The sequence below is a fragment of the Cupriavidus sp. IK-TO18 genome (genome assembly GCF_015549295.1).
In the GTDB taxonomy this organism is placed as follows: domain Bacteria; phylum Pseudomonadota; class Gammaproteobacteria; order Burkholderiales; family Burkholderiaceae; genus Cupriavidus; species Cupriavidus oxalaticus_A.
In genome coordinates this window covers 295385-311178 of the sequence record NZ_JADGMP010000007.1, presented here as the reverse complement: position 1 = coordinate 311178, position 15794 = coordinate 295385, and the positions used below count along the sequence as shown (strand labels likewise).

General features: G+C 69.0%; 14 protein-coding genes and 1 tRNA gene. 12 read left to right on the top strand and 3 right to left on the bottom strand.

Translation table 11 applies throughout. From position 1 onward, the window contains the following. Positions 1-6 precede the first annotated feature (6 nt). Complete coding sequence (locus IPF36_RS06790; protein ID WP_135705380.1) at positions 7-2175, top strand: heavy metal translocating P-type ATPase; 2169 nt, start codon at positions 7-9, stop codon at positions 2173-2175. Beyond that, positions 2172-2759 (top strand): SCO family protein, encoded by a 588-nt coding sequence (locus IPF36_RS06785; protein ID WP_133096324.1) that lies wholly within the window; start codon positions 2172-2174, stop codon positions 2757-2759. The genes IPF36_RS06790 and IPF36_RS06785 overlap by 4 nt, the downstream gene beginning before the upstream one ends. Before the next feature lie 24 nt (positions 2760-2783). Here IPF36_RS06785 and IPF36_RS06780 read toward each other — a convergent pair whose 3' ends face one another. After that, the gene (locus IPF36_RS06780; protein ID WP_135705382.1) at positions 2784-3758 is read right to left on the bottom strand and encodes a DMT family transporter; all 975 of its coding nucleotides are present in this window, start codon (positions 3756-3758) and stop codon (positions 2784-2786) included. A 205-nt stretch (positions 3759-3963) separates the two neighbouring features. Here IPF36_RS06780 and dapC point away from each other — a divergent pair, with 205 nt between their 5' ends. The 10 genes from dapC to IPF36_RS06730 all read left to right on the top strand — a co-directional run bounded on the left by dapC (position 3964) and on the right by IPF36_RS06730 (position 13533). Continuing rightward, positions 3964-5166, top strand: coding sequence for a succinyldiaminopimelate transaminase (gene dapC / locus IPF36_RS06775; protein WP_135705383.1), 1203 nt, complete (start codon positions 3964-3966; stop codon positions 5164-5166). Between the two features lie 65 nt (positions 5167-5231). After that, positions 5232-6056, top strand: coding sequence for a 2,3,4,5-tetrahydropyridine-2,6-dicarboxylate N-succinyltransferase (dapD, locus tag IPF36_RS06770; protein WP_135705384.1), 825 nt, complete (start codon positions 5232-5234; stop codon positions 6054-6056). 154 nt (positions 6057-6210) lie between these two features. Then, positions 6211-6570 carry a hypothetical protein gene (locus tag IPF36_RS06765; RefSeq protein WP_240745875.1) on the top strand — a complete coding sequence of 120 codons (360 nt, stop codon included), beginning with the start codon at positions 6211-6213 and terminating at the stop codon, positions 6568-6570. 25 nt (positions 6571-6595) lie between these two features. Further along, on the top strand, positions 6596-6943 hold the full coding sequence (locus IPF36_RS06760) for an arsenate reductase (protein WP_133096328.1): 348 nt from the start codon (positions 6596-6598) through the stop codon (positions 6941-6943). Positions 6944-6990: 47 nt separating this feature from the next. Next, positions 6991-8142, top strand: coding sequence for a succinyl-diaminopimelate desuccinylase (gene dapE, locus IPF36_RS06755; protein WP_195427621.1), 1152 nt, complete (start codon positions 6991-6993; stop codon positions 8140-8142). 24 nt (positions 8143-8166) lie between these two features. Then, positions 8167-9060: a 50S ribosomal protein L3 N(5)-glutamine methyltransferase gene (prmB, locus tag IPF36_RS06750; protein ID WP_135705385.1), complete on the top strand. Its 894-nt coding sequence runs from the start codon at positions 8167-8169 to the stop codon at positions 9058-9060. Positions 9061-9218: 158 nt separating this feature from the next. Beyond that, positions 9219-10487 (top strand): MFS transporter, encoded by a 1269-nt coding sequence (locus tag IPF36_RS06745; protein ID WP_135705386.1) that lies wholly within the window; start codon positions 9219-9221, stop codon positions 10485-10487. Positions 10488-10696: 209 nt separating this feature from the next. Continuing rightward, positions 10697-11704: a tripartite tricarboxylate transporter substrate binding protein gene (locus IPF36_RS06740; RefSeq protein WP_135705387.1), complete on the top strand. Its 1008-nt coding sequence runs from the start codon at positions 10697-10699 to the stop codon at positions 11702-11704. A 64-nt stretch (positions 11705-11768) separates the two neighbouring features. Continuing rightward, positions 11769-13349 (top strand): class I adenylate-forming enzyme family protein, encoded by a 1581-nt coding sequence (locus IPF36_RS06735; protein WP_135705388.1) that lies wholly within the window; start codon positions 11769-11771, stop codon positions 13347-13349. 107 nt (positions 13350-13456) lie between these two features. Further along, positions 13457-13533: transfer RNA gene (locus IPF36_RS06730), tRNA-Val, on the top strand. A gap of 80 nt (positions 13534-13613) precedes the next feature. Here the strand turns inward: IPF36_RS06730 and IPF36_RS06725 are convergent. Together IPF36_RS06725 and IPF36_RS06720 are read right to left on the bottom strand one after the other, a co-directional pair. Continuing rightward, a complete protein-coding gene (locus IPF36_RS06725) occupies positions 13614-14753 on the bottom strand; it encodes a CaiB/BaiF CoA-transferase family protein (RefSeq protein WP_195427620.1) in 1140 nt (379 codons plus the stop codon). A 19-nt stretch (positions 14754-14772) separates the two neighbouring features. Then, positions 14773-15786, bottom strand: coding sequence for an NADPH:quinone oxidoreductase family protein (locus tag IPF36_RS06720; protein ID WP_195427619.1), 1014 nt, complete (start codon positions 15784-15786; stop codon positions 14773-14775). Positions 15787-15794: the final 8 nt, after the last annotated feature.

Sequence of the window (15794 nt, the reverse complement as noted above, 5' to 3'; positions counted from 1 at the left end):
CCGCCTATGCCCATCGAAACCTCGCACGCCTGCAGTCACTGCCAGTTGCCGGTCGGACGGCTGGGCCAGCTGCGCGAGCTGGACGGTGAAGCGCACTGGTTCTGCTGCTATGGCTGCTGCCTGGCTTATCAGGTTCACCATGGCGAGCACGAGGAACCGCAGGCCGCCGCCGCGCTGATCCGGTTCGGCGTCGGCGGGTTTCTCGCCATGAACGTCATGTTGTTCAGCTGGCTGCTCTACGCCGATGCGTTTACCGGCGATGAAGCGTGGCTGCGTGGCCCGGTTCACTGGCTGCTGTGGGCGCTGGCGACGCCGCTGGTGCTGCTGCTCGGGCGGCCATTTGCCGAAGGCGCGTGGCAGGCCATGCGGCAGGGACGGCTGTCGACCGACACCCTGGTCTGCATCGGCGTGCTCGCCGCCTACTGCTACTCAGGTTGGCAGGTATCGCGCGGTTCGAGCCTGGTCTATTTCGACACCGCCGCCATGGTGCTGCTGCTGTTTACGCTGGGCCGCCTGCTTGAGGCGCAGGTGCGCGTACGCACCGCGCGCCGCCTCGCGCCGATGCTGGCGGCTGAACGCGCCGAGGCGCGCGTGGTCGAGGGCGGCACCGAAGGCTGGCGCGCCGTCGTCGACATCCGGCCGGGCGAACTGGTGCGGATACTGCCGGGCGAACGCGTGCCCGTCGACGGCATCGTCGTCGATGGCCGCTCGGAGTGCGACGAAGCCGTCCTGACCGGGCAGAGCGAGCCGCAGTTCAAGCCACCGGGGGCGCTGGTGCACGCCGGCAGCATCAACGGCAGCCGCCCGCTGCTGGTCCGTGCCACGGTGGCCGGCTCGCAGACCCGGTGGCAGCAGATCGGCCGGCAGGTGCGTGAAGCGCTGGTGCGCAAATCGCTGGCGGGCGACACCGTCGACCGCACCATTGCCGTGTTCATCCCGGGCGTGCTGGCGCTGGCCGCGGCCAGCGCGTGGTTCTGGGGCAGCCGGGCAGGCGCTCCGGCGCAGGTGGCGGACGCCGCGATGCTGGCCGGACTGGCCGTGCTGGTGGTCGCGTGCCCGTGCTCGCTGGGACTCGCAGCCCCCCTCACGCATGCGTTGGCGATCGGACTGGCTGCACAACGCGGCATTCTCGTGCGCGGCGGCGACGTGCTGGAACGGCTGGCACGGCTCAAGGGCATTGCCTTCGACAAGACCGGCACGCTGACGGCCGACACGCTGCACCCTGTCGGCATGCAGACAGCAGGCGCCAGCCATGCGGAAGTCCTGCGCGTGGCGGCTGCGCTGGCGCAGGCTTCGGACCATCCGGCGGCCCGCGCGATTGCCGCCATGGCCCGCGCCGCGGCATCGCCGCCCGTGGCCTCCAACGAAGTCGAGGCCAATGCCGGCGAGGGCCTGTGCGGTCGATTCGATGGCATGGACTGCGCGCTGGGATCGCCCGCGTTCCTCGGCACGCTCGGTTGGCACGTGCCACCTGCCCTGCTGGCTACGGCGCCACTGGGATGCACGCTGGTACTGGTTGGCTGGGAGGGCCAGGCGCACGGACTGATCGCGCTGCGCACGCTGCCGATGCCGCATGTTGGCGACGTGATCGGCGAGATGCAGCGCCAGGGCCTGGGCACGCTGCTGCTGAGCGGCGACAATCCGCACGCGGTGGCGGCACTGGCCGGCGATTTGCATATCGATGCGTGGCGGGCCAGGCTGCTGCCGCAGGACAAGGTGCTTGCCCTGCGCGACTGGGCTGCCGGCACAGGGCTGGTCGCCATGGTCGGCGATGGCCTTAACGACAGCCCGGTGCTGGCGGCTGCCTCCGTCGGCATCGCCGTGGGCAACGCCTCCGACCTGGCGCGCGAAAGCGCGGACGTCGTGCTGCCGCGCTCGGGCCTGGCCAGCCTGCCGTGGCTGTTGCAGCAGGCGCGCCAGGTACGCCGCACGGTCCGGGCCAACCTGGCCTGGGCCTTCGGCTACAACGCGATCGCGCTGGCGCTGGCCGCCGGCGGGCTGCTGCAACCGGTGCTCGCGGCGGTGCTGATGGCCGGTTCCAGCGTGCTCGTGGCGATGCGCTCGTGGCGTGCCAGCGCAACTGCCGAAGCGAATGCAGGCACTGCCGAGCGCGCAGGCGCCACGGCACCGGGCCATCCCGCTGCATTGCGATCCGGACAGGGAGTTTCACCATGAACCGATGGCTGGCCAGGCTGGCCGCGTGCCTTTTCGCCGTCGCACTGCCGGGCCTTGCGCCGGCCACGCACAACGAGACCCAGCACACCGACCTGTCGTCGCGCGGCTGGCCGGTGGGCGATTTCAGCCTCACCGACCAGAATGGCCGCGCATTTACCCAGGCGCAGCTGCAAGGCCGCTGGACCCTCGTGCTGCTGGGCGACACCCATTGCGGAGCACCGTGCGGCGCTGCGCTGACGGCGCTGACCGGGTTGTACCAGCGCATCAGCACGACGCAGAAGCTTGCCACCACGCAGGTGCTGTTCATCTCGCTGGACCCGCAGCGCGATACCCCGGACGCCCTGCGGCGCTACCTTGCCCCGTACGACGCCCGCTTCATGGGCGCCACCGGCAGCCCGCAGACGCTGGCGCGAATGATCGACGATCTCGGCGCCAGGCCGGGCGTGCCGCCTGCCGCCAACGCAGCCTATCCCGGGTCGCTGATCCTGGTCGGGCCGGATGCCACGGTACGCGGACAGTTCCTGCCGCCGTTCGACGTGCCGCTGCTGACTGCCGCCTATCTGAAAGCACGCGTGCGCAAGTGATTCATACGCCGCAAAGGCGACGGCTTAAGCTGCCAGCCCGGCGTCAGCCACTGCCGAAGCACGCGCCGGCCGGCTGCGGTGCACCAGCCCCGACAGGGCGCCGGCAGCGATGATGCACAGCCCGCCGGCCGCTTCCTTCCAGCTCAGCACCTCGGTCGCCAGCCACCACGCCGATACCGCCGCGATCACGACCTCGAACAGCATCAGCAGCGACACCCGGTTGGCCGGCAGCCGCTGCAGGCCGTATTGCACCACCGAGTTGCTGACCACCAGCACCGCGGCCAGGCCCAGCACCAGCATGGCGACGCTGACCTGCGCGCCCGGCACGATCGCCACCGAGGTACCGTCAAGCAACAGTGCCGCCGGCACGCCGATCACGGTGCAGCCGAGGTACACCACCACGGTACGCACGCGCGCATCCATGTCGGGAAAGCGCTGGCCGGCCCGGCGCGACAGCACGTTGTTGACGGCAAAGCCAATGCCGCCGATCAGCCCCGACCATTCCGCGGCGTTGCCCGGCAGCGGCACGCCGACTTCGGGCGTCCACAGCATCAGCCCGGCGCCAAACAGGGCCAGCGCCACCAGGCCCAGCCCCGCCGGCGAGAGCCGCTCGCCCAGGAACAGCCGGGCGAACAGCGCGGTCCAGACTGGCGTCAGGTAGAACAGGAGCAGCACGCGCATGACATGGCCGTTGACGCTGCCCCAGACAAAGCCGGCGTTGGTCACGCCGGCTGCCAGCCCGACCGCGACAAAGAGCCAGTGCGGGCGCAGCCCGGCCAGCTGGCGGCGGAATGCCAGCAGCGACAGCACCGCGGCGACCGCGCTGACCAGCGCGGCGGCGTGCATGCCACCCAGCCCCCAGCCGGCCAGCACGCGGTACGGAAACCAGGCGATGCCCCAGACCGAGGCCCCCAGCAGGATGGAAAGAGACGCCTTGACCGCATGGCGGTCGGCCGGCGCAGCCTGCGCCGTAATGGGTGTAATGGTTTTCGTGCTCATGAAGGGAATTCTGTTTGAGGCGAGCCGGCGCCTGCTGCCGTAATGCGGAGACGGGCGAGCAGACAAGTCCGGACGGCGCCGGCGGCATCACTGCGAAGTGATTCCCGCCATCCGCGCCCCGGCCGGCCGCGCGGGCGGCTCCGGTGCACGGTAACCCGCGCCGTTCCTCTATAATGCGTCGTTTTAACCGGCCCCGACTGCTACCGTGAATCCGCGCCTCGACCTGCTCCAGCCCTACCCGTTCGAGAAACTGCGGGTACTCTTTTCGCAGGTGACGCCTGCGGCGGACAAGCCGGCGATCAGCTTCGGCATCGGCGAACCCAAGCACCCGACGCCCGAATTCATCAAGCAAGCGCTGGCCGAGTCGCTTTCGGGGCTGGCGAATTATCCCACCACCGCTGGTTCCGATGCACTCCGACAGTGCATCGCCGGCTGGCTGGAACGCCGCTACGGGCTGCCCAAGGTCAATGCCGCCACCGAGGTGCTGCCGGTGACCGGCTCGCGCGAGGCACTGTTCGCCTTCGCCCAGACCGTGGTCGATGGCACCCGGCCGGGCGCGCTGGTGATGTGCCCGAACCCGTTCTACCAGATCTATGAAGGCGGCGCGCTGCTGGCCGGCGCCACGCCCGTGTTCGCCAACAGCGACCCGGCGCGCAACTTCGCCCCGGCGTTCGGCCGTATTAGCGACGACGTCTGGAAGAAGGTCCAGCTGCTGTTCGTCTGCACCCCGGGCAACCCGACCGGCGCCGTGCTGTCGCTGGATGACTGGCAGCAGCTGTTCGCGCTGTCGGACCGCTACGGCTTCGTGATCGCGTCGGACGAGTGCTACTCGGAGATCTATTTCGACGAAGGCCGCGCGCCGCTGGGTGCACTGGAAGCCGCGCACAGGCTTGGCCGGAGCTTCGAGCGATTGGTGATGTTCTCCAGCCTGTCCAAGCGCTCCAACGTGCCGGGGCTGCGCTCCGGCTTTGTCGCCGGCGACGCCGCGCTGCTGAAGAAATTCCTGCTATACCGTACCTACCACGGCGGCGCGATGAACCCGGCGGTGCAGAGCGCCAGCATCGCCGCCTGGAACGATGAGGGTCACGTGCGCGAGAACCGCGCGGCCTACGTGCGCAAGTTCAGCGAAGTGACGCCGATGCTGGCCGAGGTGCTGGATGTGGCGCTGCCCGACGCCGGCTTCTACCTGTGGGCCGATGTCTCGCGCACCGGCCTGAGCGATACCGAGTTCGCCGCGCGCCTGCTGGCCGGGCAGAACGTGACCGTGCTGCCCGGCAGCTACCTGGCGCGCGAAGCCGACGGCATCAACCCGGGTGCCAACCGCGTGCGCATGGCGCTGGTGGCTACGCCGGAGGAATGCCTCGAAGGCGCGCGCCGCATCGTCGAATTCTGCAAGTCGCTGGGCTGAGGCGCTGCCTCGCCCGCCGCATTGGCCAGACCCAAGCATCAATATTCAACCCTGAGAAAACGAACATGACGCAAGCACTGCAAGCCCTGATCGACCAGGCCTGGGAAGACCGCACCAGCCTGTCGCCCAAGTCCGCCCCCAACGATATCCGCGAAGCCGTTGCCAACGTCATCGCCCAGCTGGATGCCGGCACGCTGCGCGTGGCCGAGAAGCAAGGCAAGGACTGGATCGTCAACCAGTGGGTCAAGAAGGCCGTGCTGCTGTCGTTCCGCCTGGAAGACAACGCGCCGATGAGCGCCGGCGGCTTCGCCCAGTTCTACGACAAGGTGCCGACCAAGTTCGCCAACTGGAGCGGCGACGACTTCGCCAAGGCTGGCTTCCGCGTGGTGCCGCCCGCAGTGGCCCGCCGCGGTTCGTTCATCGCGAAGAACGCGGTGCTGATGCCGTCGTACGTCAACATCGGCGCCTATGTCGATGAGGGCACCATGGTCGACACGTGGGCCACCGTCGGTTCGTGCGCGCAGATCGGCAAGAACGTGCACCTGTCGGGCGGCGTTGGCATCGGTGGCGTGCTGGAGCCGCTGCAGGCCAACCCGGTCATCATCGAAGACAACTGCTTCATCGGCGCCCGTTCGGAAGTCGTGGAAGGCGTGATCGTCGAAGAGAACTCGGTGATCTCGATGGGCGTGTACCTGGGCCAATCGACCAAGATCTACGACCGCGAAACCGGCGAGATCCACTATGGCCGCGTGCCGGCCGGTTCGGTGGTGGTGGCGGGCAACCTGCCGTCCAAGGATGGCAAGTACAGCCTGTACTGCGCCGTGATCGTGAAGAAGGTCGACGCGCAGACCCGCGCCAAGACCAGCCTGAACGACCTGCTGCGTGACTGATCGCGTCTGATCGGTCTGACCGCGCTGGCGCGGCCTCGCTGCGCCAGCCCGTCCCGGGGCCGGTCCCCGGGACCGCAATACCCGTGTTACCGCTGTTCCCGCTGTCACCTCCCGCCTGGCCAGGCTCAACATGCCTTCCCTCCGCAAGCGACTCATGGCCCTGGATCCCGCCACCGTCAGTACCGTGCTCTCCCTGTTGCCCACCATTCTCGAGCAGGCCAACAAGACCATCGAGAAGATCAAGAAAGGCAAGCGCAAGGACGATGCGCCGGAAGGCGCCGTGGCCGAGACGCGCGATCCCGCCGCCCGCATTGCCGAACTGGAAGCCGCCGCCGTGCAGCAGGCCGAAGCGGTCAAGCTGCTGGCCGAGCAGCACGCCATCACCATCGAAGCGCTGCGCAAGGAAGCCGCGCGGCTGGACCGCCGCCTGCGCCTGATGACCGCCGTTGCCATGGGTGGCGTGGCGCTCGGCCTGGGCAGCCTGGTGATTGCGCTGAACCTGCTGTTCCGCTGAGCCCGAATTCAACAAAGACCAAGCCATGACCGTCCTGCTCTACGGCATTCCCAACTGCGATACCGTCAAGAAAGCCCGCACCTGGCTGGACGCCAACGGCGTGGCCTACACCTTCCACGACTTCAAGAAGCAGGGCGTGGATGAAGCCATGCTGCGCGGCTGGCTCAGGCACGTGCCGCTGGCCACGCTGCTGAACCGCAAGGGCACCACGTATCGGGCGCTGTCGGATGCGGACAAGGCCCGCGCCGAGGAAGAAGCCGGCGCGATCGCGCTGATGCAGCAGAGCCCGTCGCTGATCAAGCGACCGGTGCTGGCCCATGCTGGCAAGGTGATGGTGGGTTTCTCCGCCGACCAGTACGCCAGCCAGTTCTGATTTCCCCCGATTCCCCTGCCGATTTCCCTGATTTTCGCCGCCGTCACATGACCGCCACCCTCGCCCTCACCGAAGACCTGATCCGCCGCCGCTCCGTCACGCCCGCCGACGAAGGCTGCCAGGCCATCCTGGAAACCCGCCTGAAGGCGCTTGGCTTCGACTGCGAAGCCATCGTCAGCGGTCCGGACGATTTCCGCGTGACCAACCTGTGGGCGGTCCGGCGCGGCACGCAGGGCACGGCGGGCAAGCTGCTGGTGTTCGCCGGCCATACCGACGTGGTGCCGACCGGCCCGCTGGAGCAGTGGCACTCCGACCCGTTCGAGCCGACCCATCGCGACGGCAAGCTGTACGGCCGCGGCGCGGCCGACATGAAGACCTCGATCGCCGGCTTCGTGGTGGCGGTGGAGGAATTCGTCAAGGCGCATCCCGCGCATGCCGGCTCGATCGGTTTCCTGATCACCAGCGACGAAGAGGGCCCGGCGCATGACGGCACCATCAAGGTCGTCGAAGCGCTGACCGCGCGCGGCGAGCGCCTGGACTACTGCGTGATCGGCGAGCCGACCTCGGTCAACGCGCTCGGCGACATGGTCAAGAACGGCCGCCGCGGCTCGCTGTCGGGCAAGCTGACGGTCAAGGGCATCCAGTGCCATATCGCCTACCCGCACCTGGGCCGCAACCCGATCCATGACGCCGCCCCGGCGCTGGCCGCACTCGCCGCCGAAGTCTGGGACGAAGGCAACGAGTACTTCCCGCCGACCAGCTGGCAGATGTCGAATATCCACGGCGGCACCGGCGCCACCAACGTGATCCCGGGCCACGTCACCATCGACTTCAATTTCCGCTTCTCGACCGCGAGCACGCCCGAAGGCCTGAAGGCGCGCGTGCATGCGATCCTGGATCACCACAGCCTCGAATACACGCTGGACTGGACCCTGGGCGGAGAGCCCTTCCTGACGCCGCGCGGCGACCTGTCCGACGCGCTGTCGTCCGCAATCAAGGCAGAAACCGGCTTCGACACCGAGCTGTCGACCACCGGCGGCACGTCCGACGGCCGCTTTATCGCCAAGATCTGCCCGCAGGTGATCGAGTTCGGCCCGCCCAATGCCAGCATCCACAAGATCGACGAGCACGTCGAGGTGCGCTTCATCGACCCGCTGAAGGATGTTTATCGCGGCGTGCTGGAACGCCTGATCGCCTGATTTTTTTCGCCGAAAGACACTGACATGGCAACACCCTCTCCCTTGCGCACCGTGCGCGACCTGCTGCGCCTCGCGGTCTCGCGCTTTACCGCCGCGCGCCTGTCCTTCGGCCACGGCAGCGCCAACGCCTATGACGAGGCGGCCTACCTGGTGCTGCACACGCTGAACCTGCCGCTCGACACGCTCGACCCGTTCCTCGACGCGCGCCTGCTGCCCGAGGAAATCGACGCCGTGCTGAAGGTGATCGACCGCCGCGTCAACGAGCGCGTGCCGGCCGCGTACATCACGCACGAAGCCTATATGCATGGCCTGCGCTTCTACGTGGACTCGCGCGTGATCGTGCCGCGCAGCTTTATCGGCGAACTGCTGCAGGAAGGGCTGGAGCCGTGGGTCGGCGAGACCGGACAGATCGGCCCGGTGCTGGAGCTGTGCACCGGCTCGGGCTGCCTGCCGATCCTGGCCGCGCACGTGTGGCCGAATGCGAAGATCGATACCGTCGACATCTCGCCCGATGCGCTGGCCGTGGCGCGCCGCAACGTCGCCGACTACAAGATGGACGACCGCATCCGTCTCTACGAAGGCGACCTGTACGCGCCGCTGCCGCATGGCGCGACCTACGACGTGATCCTGACCAACCCGCCGTACGTCAACGAGGCCTCGATGCAGGCACTGCCGGCGGAATACCAGGCCGAGCCGCGCATCGCGCTGGCCGGCGGTGACGATGGCATGGACGTGGTGCGGCGGATCATCGCCGGGGCCAAGGCGCGGCTGAATCCCGGTGGCGTGCTGGTGGTCGAAATCGGCAACGAGCATGCCAATGTGGAGGCCGCCTTCCCTGACCTGGAAATCGTCTGGCTGCCGGTCAGCGCGGGCGAGGAGCAGGTGTTCTTGCTGACATACGACGCGCTGCCGGGGTAAATCAGCTCACCAAATGTGTGCTCCCTCTCCCGCAAGTGGGAGAGGGAGCACACATTCGGCACGGGACACCCGCGCAATCTGGGCGAACACCGGCCACCCGTTGATCAGGCAACGCGCGCAGGCTCTACACTCGCTGCAGATATTGCGCCACTGACGCCGTGACCGCCAGCAACTCCCCCCTCCCCGGGTCCCCACCCGGTGCCAACGCCCTGCCCGCCCGGGCCGCAACCACGCACGCCGTGCGCGGCATTGCCATCCTGACCTTCGCGTTCGCGCTCAGCCAGTTTTTCCGCTCCTGCCTGGCAGTGATGGCGCCGGAGCTGCAGCACGATTTCGGCCTGTCGCCGGCGGGGTACGGCGCACTCTCTTCGTCGTTCTTCCTGGCCTTCGCCGTGGCGCAGATCCCCGTGGGCATTGCGTTCGACCGCTACGGTGTCGGCCGCCCGACCGCGCTGCTGCTGGCCGTGGGCGCGCTGTCGTCGATCGTATTCGTGCTGGCGCCCAACGGCACCGCAGCCACGCTGGCGCAGGTGGGGCTGGGGCTGGCGTGCGCGCCCGTGTTCATGGGCCTGCTGCATTTCGCCTCGGAACAGCTCTCGGAGCGCGATTACACCCGCGTGGTCAGCCGCTCCAACGCCACCGGCATGATCGGCTCGCTGTGCGCGACCGCGCCGCTGGGCTGGGCCATCTCGCTGATCGGCTGGCGGCCGTCGATGGCGGTATCGGCGCTGGGCATGGTTGCGGCCTGCTATGGCGTGTGGCGCTTCGTGCGCGACCATGGCCATGCCGAGGCCCGCGGCGCCTCGTGGCCGGCGATGCTGTCGGAAAGCACGCAGCTGCTGAAACTGGCGCCGCTGTGGACGCTGATCCCGCTGTGCGTGGCCATGGCCGCCGGCACCGCCTTCCGCAATGCCTGGAGCGGGCCCTACCTGGCCGAGGTATTCGGCCTGGGCTCGGCACCGCGCGGCGTGGCGCTGACGCTGCTGAGCCTGGCCGGCTTCCTGACGGCATTCCTGCTGCCGGTGCTGGTCCGCCGCAGCACGCTCAAGACCGCCATCGCCGGCTGGTCCTGCTTTGCCATGTCGGGGGCAATCCTGCTGGCGCTGTGGCCGGACACCGGCATCGGCTACGCCGTGGCGATGATGGCACTGCTGTCGACCATTGGCATGCTGCATCCGCTGGTAATGGCGCAGGGCCGCGGCCTGATCCCGCCATCGCAGCGCGGGCGCGGGCTGGGGCTGCTCAATACCTTCGTGTTCCTCGGCTCGGCGCTGACATCGTGGGCGTTCGGGCTGATCGCCAATGCGGGGCATGTGCGGCAATGGCCGGTGGCATCGACTTATGCGGCGATCTTTGTGTCCGCGGCGGTGCTGGTCGCGGTGTCGCTGATCCCGTATTTCTTCAGTCCGCCGCATCCGACCAACTGAGCGCCATGTCGGACGGCGTCCTTGATGCAGCCGCGCGGCGTGCGGATCACCAGGACGATCGCCCCGGGCTTCGCCTACAAAAAGCCAGACTTATCAATTTAAGAATTCCGCTGCCGCGCATCCCGCTTTACCGTTTGTGACACCGGCGTCCCAGCCCGCAACATGGGACGGCGGCCGCGCCCGCGGCCGCACAACAAGGAGACACATCGATGGCATCATCCCTGCGCCCCGTCCGGGGCCGCCGTGCATGGCTCGTGCAAGGCCTGGCCGGCATGCTGGCCGCCGGCTCGCTGGCCGTGCCGTTCACCGCCGGCGCCGAGACCTGGCCCGCGCGACCGATCCAGCTGCTGATCCCCTACCCGCCCGGCGGCAGCGCCGACCTGCTGGCGCGCCCGGTGGCCGCCAGGCTGCAGGAAAAGCTGGGCCAGCCGGTGGTGCTCGACTACCGGCCCGGCGCCGGCGGCACCATCGCCACGCAGGCGCTGGCGCGCGCCAAGCCGGACGGGTACACGCTGATCATGGTCCTGGCCGCGCATGCCATCAATGCCAGCCTCTATCCCAAGCTGCCGTACGACACCCGCAAGGACTTCGCGCCGGTGTCGCTGGTGGCCAACCTGCCGATGATCCTGGCCGGCAGCTCGTCGCTGCGCGCGAACAACGTGCAGGAGCTGATCGCGGAGGCCAGGGCCAACCCCGGCAAGCTGACCTTTGCTTCGGCCGGCAACGGCAACACCGGGCACCTGGCGGGCGAGTTGTTCGATTCCGTCGCGGGCATCAAGATGACCCATGTCCCGTACAAGGGCAGCGCCCAGGTGGTGACGGCGATGCTGTCGGGCGAGGTCCAGCTGACCTTCGACAGCATCTCCACCACGCTGCCGCACGTGAAGAGCGGCAAGCTGCGCGCGCTGGCGGTGACCGGCAGCCAGCGCGCCGCGGTCGCGCCCGACGTGCCGACGCTGGCCGAAGCCGGCGTGCCGGGCATCAGCATCACTGGCTGGTATGCGGTACTGGCGCCGGCCGGCACGCCGCAGCCGGTGGTCGACCGCCTCAGCACCGAGATCGCCACCGTGCTGCGCCAGCCCGAACTGAAGGCCTCGCTGGCAACCAATGGCTATGAACCGGTCGGCTCCACGCCGGCGGCGCTGCGCACGCATATCGATGCCGAGATCAACCGCTGGAGCAAAGTGGTAAAGGACTCCGGCGCGCAGATACAGTAACCGCTTCCCGGCGGGCGCCGCGATGCCGGCGCCCGCTCCGTTCTTGCGACATGAACTTGCCGACATGACCCAGACGCCCAACCAGCCCACGCAGCCCACCCAGCCCGCGCCGCTTGCCCGCCCCTTCACCACCATGTCCGTGCTCGTGCGCGAGCATGCCACCGAACGCCCCACGCAGCGCGCGCTGATGCATGACGGGCGCGTGCTCGACTATGCCGGGCTGGACGCCGCCATGGACCGCATCGCCGCGGCGCTGGCGCGCGACAACGTGCGCCCGGGCGAGGCCATCGCGATCTGCGCGAACTCGTCGATCGAATACGCCGCGGTCTATCTCGGCGCGGTGCGCGCGGGCGTGGTGGTGGCACCGCTGGCGCCATCGTCCACGGCGGAGAGCCTGGCCGGCATGGTCGCGGACTCCGGCGCGCGCATCCTCTTCACCGATGCCGCGGTCGCTGCCGCGTTGCAGCCGGTACGCGCGCAACTGGCGGGCACGCCCCTCGTCACGCTCGATGGCAGCGATGGCGGCCAGCCGTATGCGGACTGGCTCGCCCCCGCCGGCACGCCGGTGCAGGAGCCCGAGATCCGCGCGGAAATGCCGCTGAACATCATCTATTCGTCCGGCACCACCGGCAAGCCCAAGGGCATCGTGCAGTCGCACGGCATGCGCTGGGCGCACGTGTCGCGCGGCGCGGCCACGGGCTACGGCACCGACGCCGTCACGCTGCTGTCGACGCCGCTGTACTCCAACACCACGCTGGCCAGCTTCTTCCCGACCATCGGCCTGGGCGGCACGGCGATCCTGATGGCCAAGTTCGATGCGGGCAAGTACCTGGCGCTGGCGCAGCAGCACCGCGTCACGCACACCATGCTGGTGCCGGTGCAGTACCAGCGCCTGCTGGCGCATCCGGACTTCGACCGCCACGACCTGTCGTCCTTCCGGCAGAAGTTCTGCACCAGCGCGCCGTTCAGCCCGGCGCTGAAGGCCGAGGTGCTGCGCCGCTGGCCCGGCGGGCTGACCGAGCTGTACGGCATGACCGAAGGCGGCGGCAGCTGCCTGCTGCACGCGCACCAGTTCCCCGACAAGCTGCACACGGTGGGCCGCCCTGCGCCGAACGCCGACATCCGCATCATCGACGACGAAGGCCGCGAGCTGCCGCCGGGCAGCACCGGCGAAGTGGTCGGCCGTTCGCCGGCGATGATGAACGGCTACCACAACCAGCCGGAAAAGACCGCCGAGACCGAATGGCACGATGCGCAGGGCAATCGCTTTATCCGCACCGGCGATATCGGCCGCTTCGATGAAGACGGCTTCCTGGTGCTGCTCGACCGCAAGAAGGACATGATCATCTCGGGCGGCTTCAATATCTATCCCAGCGATATCGAGGCGGTGGTGCGCGAGCACCCGGCGGTCGCCGAGGTGTCGGTGGTCGGCGTGCCGTCGGAGCGCTGGGGCGAGACGCCGGTGGGCTTCGTCGCGCTGCGCGCGGGCAGCGGCGCCACGGCGCAGGACGTGCTGGCCTGGGCCAACGAGCGGCTGGGCAAGACCCAGCGACTGGCCGAACTGCACGTGGTCGACAGCCTGCCGCGCAGTGCCATCGGCAAGGTGCTCAAGCGCGAATTGCGCGACCGGCTGACGCAGGCCTGAGCTCTCGATGCAAAGCATGCTGACGCGGTGCGCGCAGCACAATCGCAGAAAGTTTGCGAAGGTGCTTGCGCAATCGCGGGGGCATACCTATAATCTGCGGCTTCGCTAGGCTCGTAGCTCAGCTGGTTAGAGCACCACCTTGACATGGTGGGGGTCGTTGGTTCGAGTCCAATCGAGCCTACCAACGCACAAAGGAAACGGACGGTACGCAATCGCGCACCGTCCGTTTTTCTTTTTCCGCGCGGCAATGTCAGTCGCTGAGGGTCAGGCGCTGATGCCGAACTCCGCCAGCACCGCTTCGGTGTGCTGCCCCAGCGTGGGCGCATTGCCCTCGGGCCGCACCATGCCTGCCATCCCCGGCAGGTTGGCCCAGGGCACCTCGCCAATCCCCTCTAGCGCCAGGCGGCCGAAGACCCCTGCCTGCCGGCATTGCTCGCTCCCCAGGAAATCGCTGGCGTGGCTGACGCGGCCGAACAGCACGTCATGCTCGGTCAGCTGCGCTTCCCAGTGCGCGAGCGGCTGCGCGGCCACCGCCTGCGCCACGCGCCGGTTCAGTTCCGCCGCGCGCGGCAACCGGCCGGCACTGGTGCGCAGCGCGGCATCGCCGAGCCAGTCGTCAAAGCCCAGCAGGCGTGCCAGCCGCACGAACATCGCGTCGTTGAGCATGCTGATATAGAGCATGCCGTCCGTTGCGGCGAACAATCCCGTCGGCGCATTGGCCGCGGCCATTTCCGCGTCGTGAAACATGGCATCGTCCACCAGCAGGTACGACTGAAGCGCAGCGCTGGTCTCCAGCAGCGACAGCTTCACATGGCGCCCCTTGCCATGGCGCGCGGCCCTGAACAATGCCGCGCAGGCATGCTGGGCGGCATAGAGCCCGGTGCTGAGATCGATCAGGAAGAACGGGATACGGCGCGGCTGGCCCGCGCCGTCGCGGTTCAGGTGCATCAGTCCGCTGACCGCCTGCACGGTGGTATCGACCGCGGGCAGCGCCGCCATCGGGCCGGCATGGCCGTAGCCGGTGATCGACACATAGACCAGCGCCGGGTTGCGCGCCGCCAGCGCCTCGTAGCCCACGCCCATGCGCTCGGCCACGCCGGGGCGGAAGTTCTGGATCACCACGTCGGCACGTGCGGCCAGCCGTGCGATGGCGGCGCGGCCGCTGTCGGTGCGCGCATCCAGCAGCACGCTTTGCTTGCCGGCATTGCACGCGACCGCGATCGCGGTCTGGCCGGCGCGGATGCGGCCCATATTGCGCGACCAGTCGCCGCCCGGCGGTTCCACCTTGATCACGCGCGCGCCCTGCTGGCGCAGCACCAGCCCGCAATACGGCCCGGCGATCCCCTGGCTCAGGTCGAGCACCGTCAGGCCGTCGAGCAGCGCGGCGTCTTGTTCGGATTGCATCTGGTCCTTCCTCCGCGTTTCAGATATCCAGCATGACCTTGCCGATGGCGCGGCGCGACATCGTGGTGTCGACCGCCGCCAGCCAGTCGCGCAGCGGGAAGTGCTGCAGCACCGGCGGCGCCAGCTTGCCGCTCGCCACCGCCTGCATGATCTGTTCGACCACCTGCTGCACGCGCGGCGCGAAGCGCTGGCGCTCGTCGGTCAGTCCCCAGCCGATGTAGTAGCCGTAGTTGAAGCCGATCATCGACAGGTTCTTGACCAGCAGCAGGTTCGCAGGCACTTCCGGGATGCGGCCGCTGGCATAGCCGATCGACAGCAGCCGCGCGCCCGGTGCCGCGCAGCGCAGCGAGGCATCGAACAGGTCGCCGCCGACCGGATCGAACACCACGTCGGCCCCGCCCGCCGGGCACAGCGCCTTGACCGAGGCCGCCAGCGTGGCCGCATCGGCAGGCAGCGCGTGCGCCGCGCCGTTGGCCAGTGCCGCCTCGCGCTTGGCATCGGTGCTGGCGGTGGCAATCACGCGCGCGCCCATCAGCTTGCCCACCTGCACGGCAGCCGTGCCGAGCGCGCCGCTGGCGCCGTGCACCAGCATGGTCTCGCCGGGGTGCAACGCGGCGCGCCACGCCAGCGCGGCCCACACTGTGCCGTAGGTGACCGGCAACGCCGCGGCGTGCGCCAGTTCAAGCCCGTCCGGCACCGGATAGACCGTGTCGGCAGTCGTCACCACTTCTTCGGCAAAGCCGCCCCAGTCCAGCGCCGCCGCCACGCGCTGGCCCACGCGCAGCCGCGTCACGTCCGGCGCCACCTCCAGGATCTCGCCCGCCCCCTCGGTGCCCGGCGTGAACGGCAGCGGCGGCTTGCGCTGGTACTTGCCCGACACGAACAGGCTCAGCGCAAACCCGACGCCCGCATGCCGCACGCGGATGCGCACCTGCCCCCGCCCGAGCGGCCGGCGCGGGATGCGCTGCAGTTCGAGTTCGCTCCAGTGGCACCAGCGCGAGCAGACCAGCCCCAGGTAATCGTCCTCTTGCATCGTCAGTC

What these genes read in the sequence shown, in the direction of transcription:
- IPF36_RS06790 (WP_135705380.1), top strand. Translation starts at nt 7, where the DNA reads ATGCCCATCGAAACCTCGCACGCCTGCAGTCACTGCCAGTTGCCGGTC.
- IPF36_RS06785 (WP_133096324.1), top strand. Translation starts at nt 2,172, where the DNA reads ATGAACCGATGGCTGGCCAGGCTGGCCGCGTGCCTTTTCGCCGTCGCA.
- IPF36_RS06780 (WP_135705382.1), bottom strand. Translation starts at nt 3,758, where the DNA reads ATGAGCACGAAAACCATTACACCCATTACGGCGCAGGCTGCGCCGGCC.
- dapD (WP_135705384.1), top strand. Translation starts at nt 5,232, where the DNA reads ATGACGCAAGCACTGCAAGCCCTGATCGACCAGGCCTGGGAAGACCGC.
- IPF36_RS06765 (WP_240745875.1), top strand. Translation starts at nt 6,211, where the DNA reads ATGGCCCTGGATCCCGCCACCGTCAGTACCGTGCTCTCCCTGTTGCCC.
- IPF36_RS06760 (WP_133096328.1), top strand. Translation starts at nt 6,596, where the DNA reads ATGACCGTCCTGCTCTACGGCATTCCCAACTGCGATACCGTCAAGAAA.
- dapE (WP_195427621.1), top strand. Translation starts at nt 6,991, where the DNA reads ATGACCGCCACCCTCGCCCTCACCGAAGACCTGATCCGCCGCCGCTCC.
- prmB (WP_135705385.1), top strand. Translation starts at nt 8,167, where the DNA reads ATGGCAACACCCTCTCCCTTGCGCACCGTGCGCGACCTGCTGCGCCTC.
- IPF36_RS06740 (WP_135705387.1), top strand. Translation starts at nt 10,697, where the DNA reads ATGGCATCATCCCTGCGCCCCGTCCGGGGCCGCCGTGCATGGCTCGTG.
- IPF36_RS06735 (WP_135705388.1), top strand. Translation starts at nt 11,769, where the DNA reads ATGACCCAGACGCCCAACCAGCCCACGCAGCCCACCCAGCCCGCGCCG.
- IPF36_RS06725 (WP_195427620.1), bottom strand. Translation starts at nt 14,753, where the DNA reads ATGCAATCCGAACAAGACGCCGCGCTGCTCGACGGCCTGACGGTGCTC.
- IPF36_RS06720 (WP_195427619.1), bottom strand. Translation starts at nt 15,786, where the DNA reads ATGCAAGAGGACGATTACCTGGGGCTGGTCTGCTCGCGCTGGTGCCAC.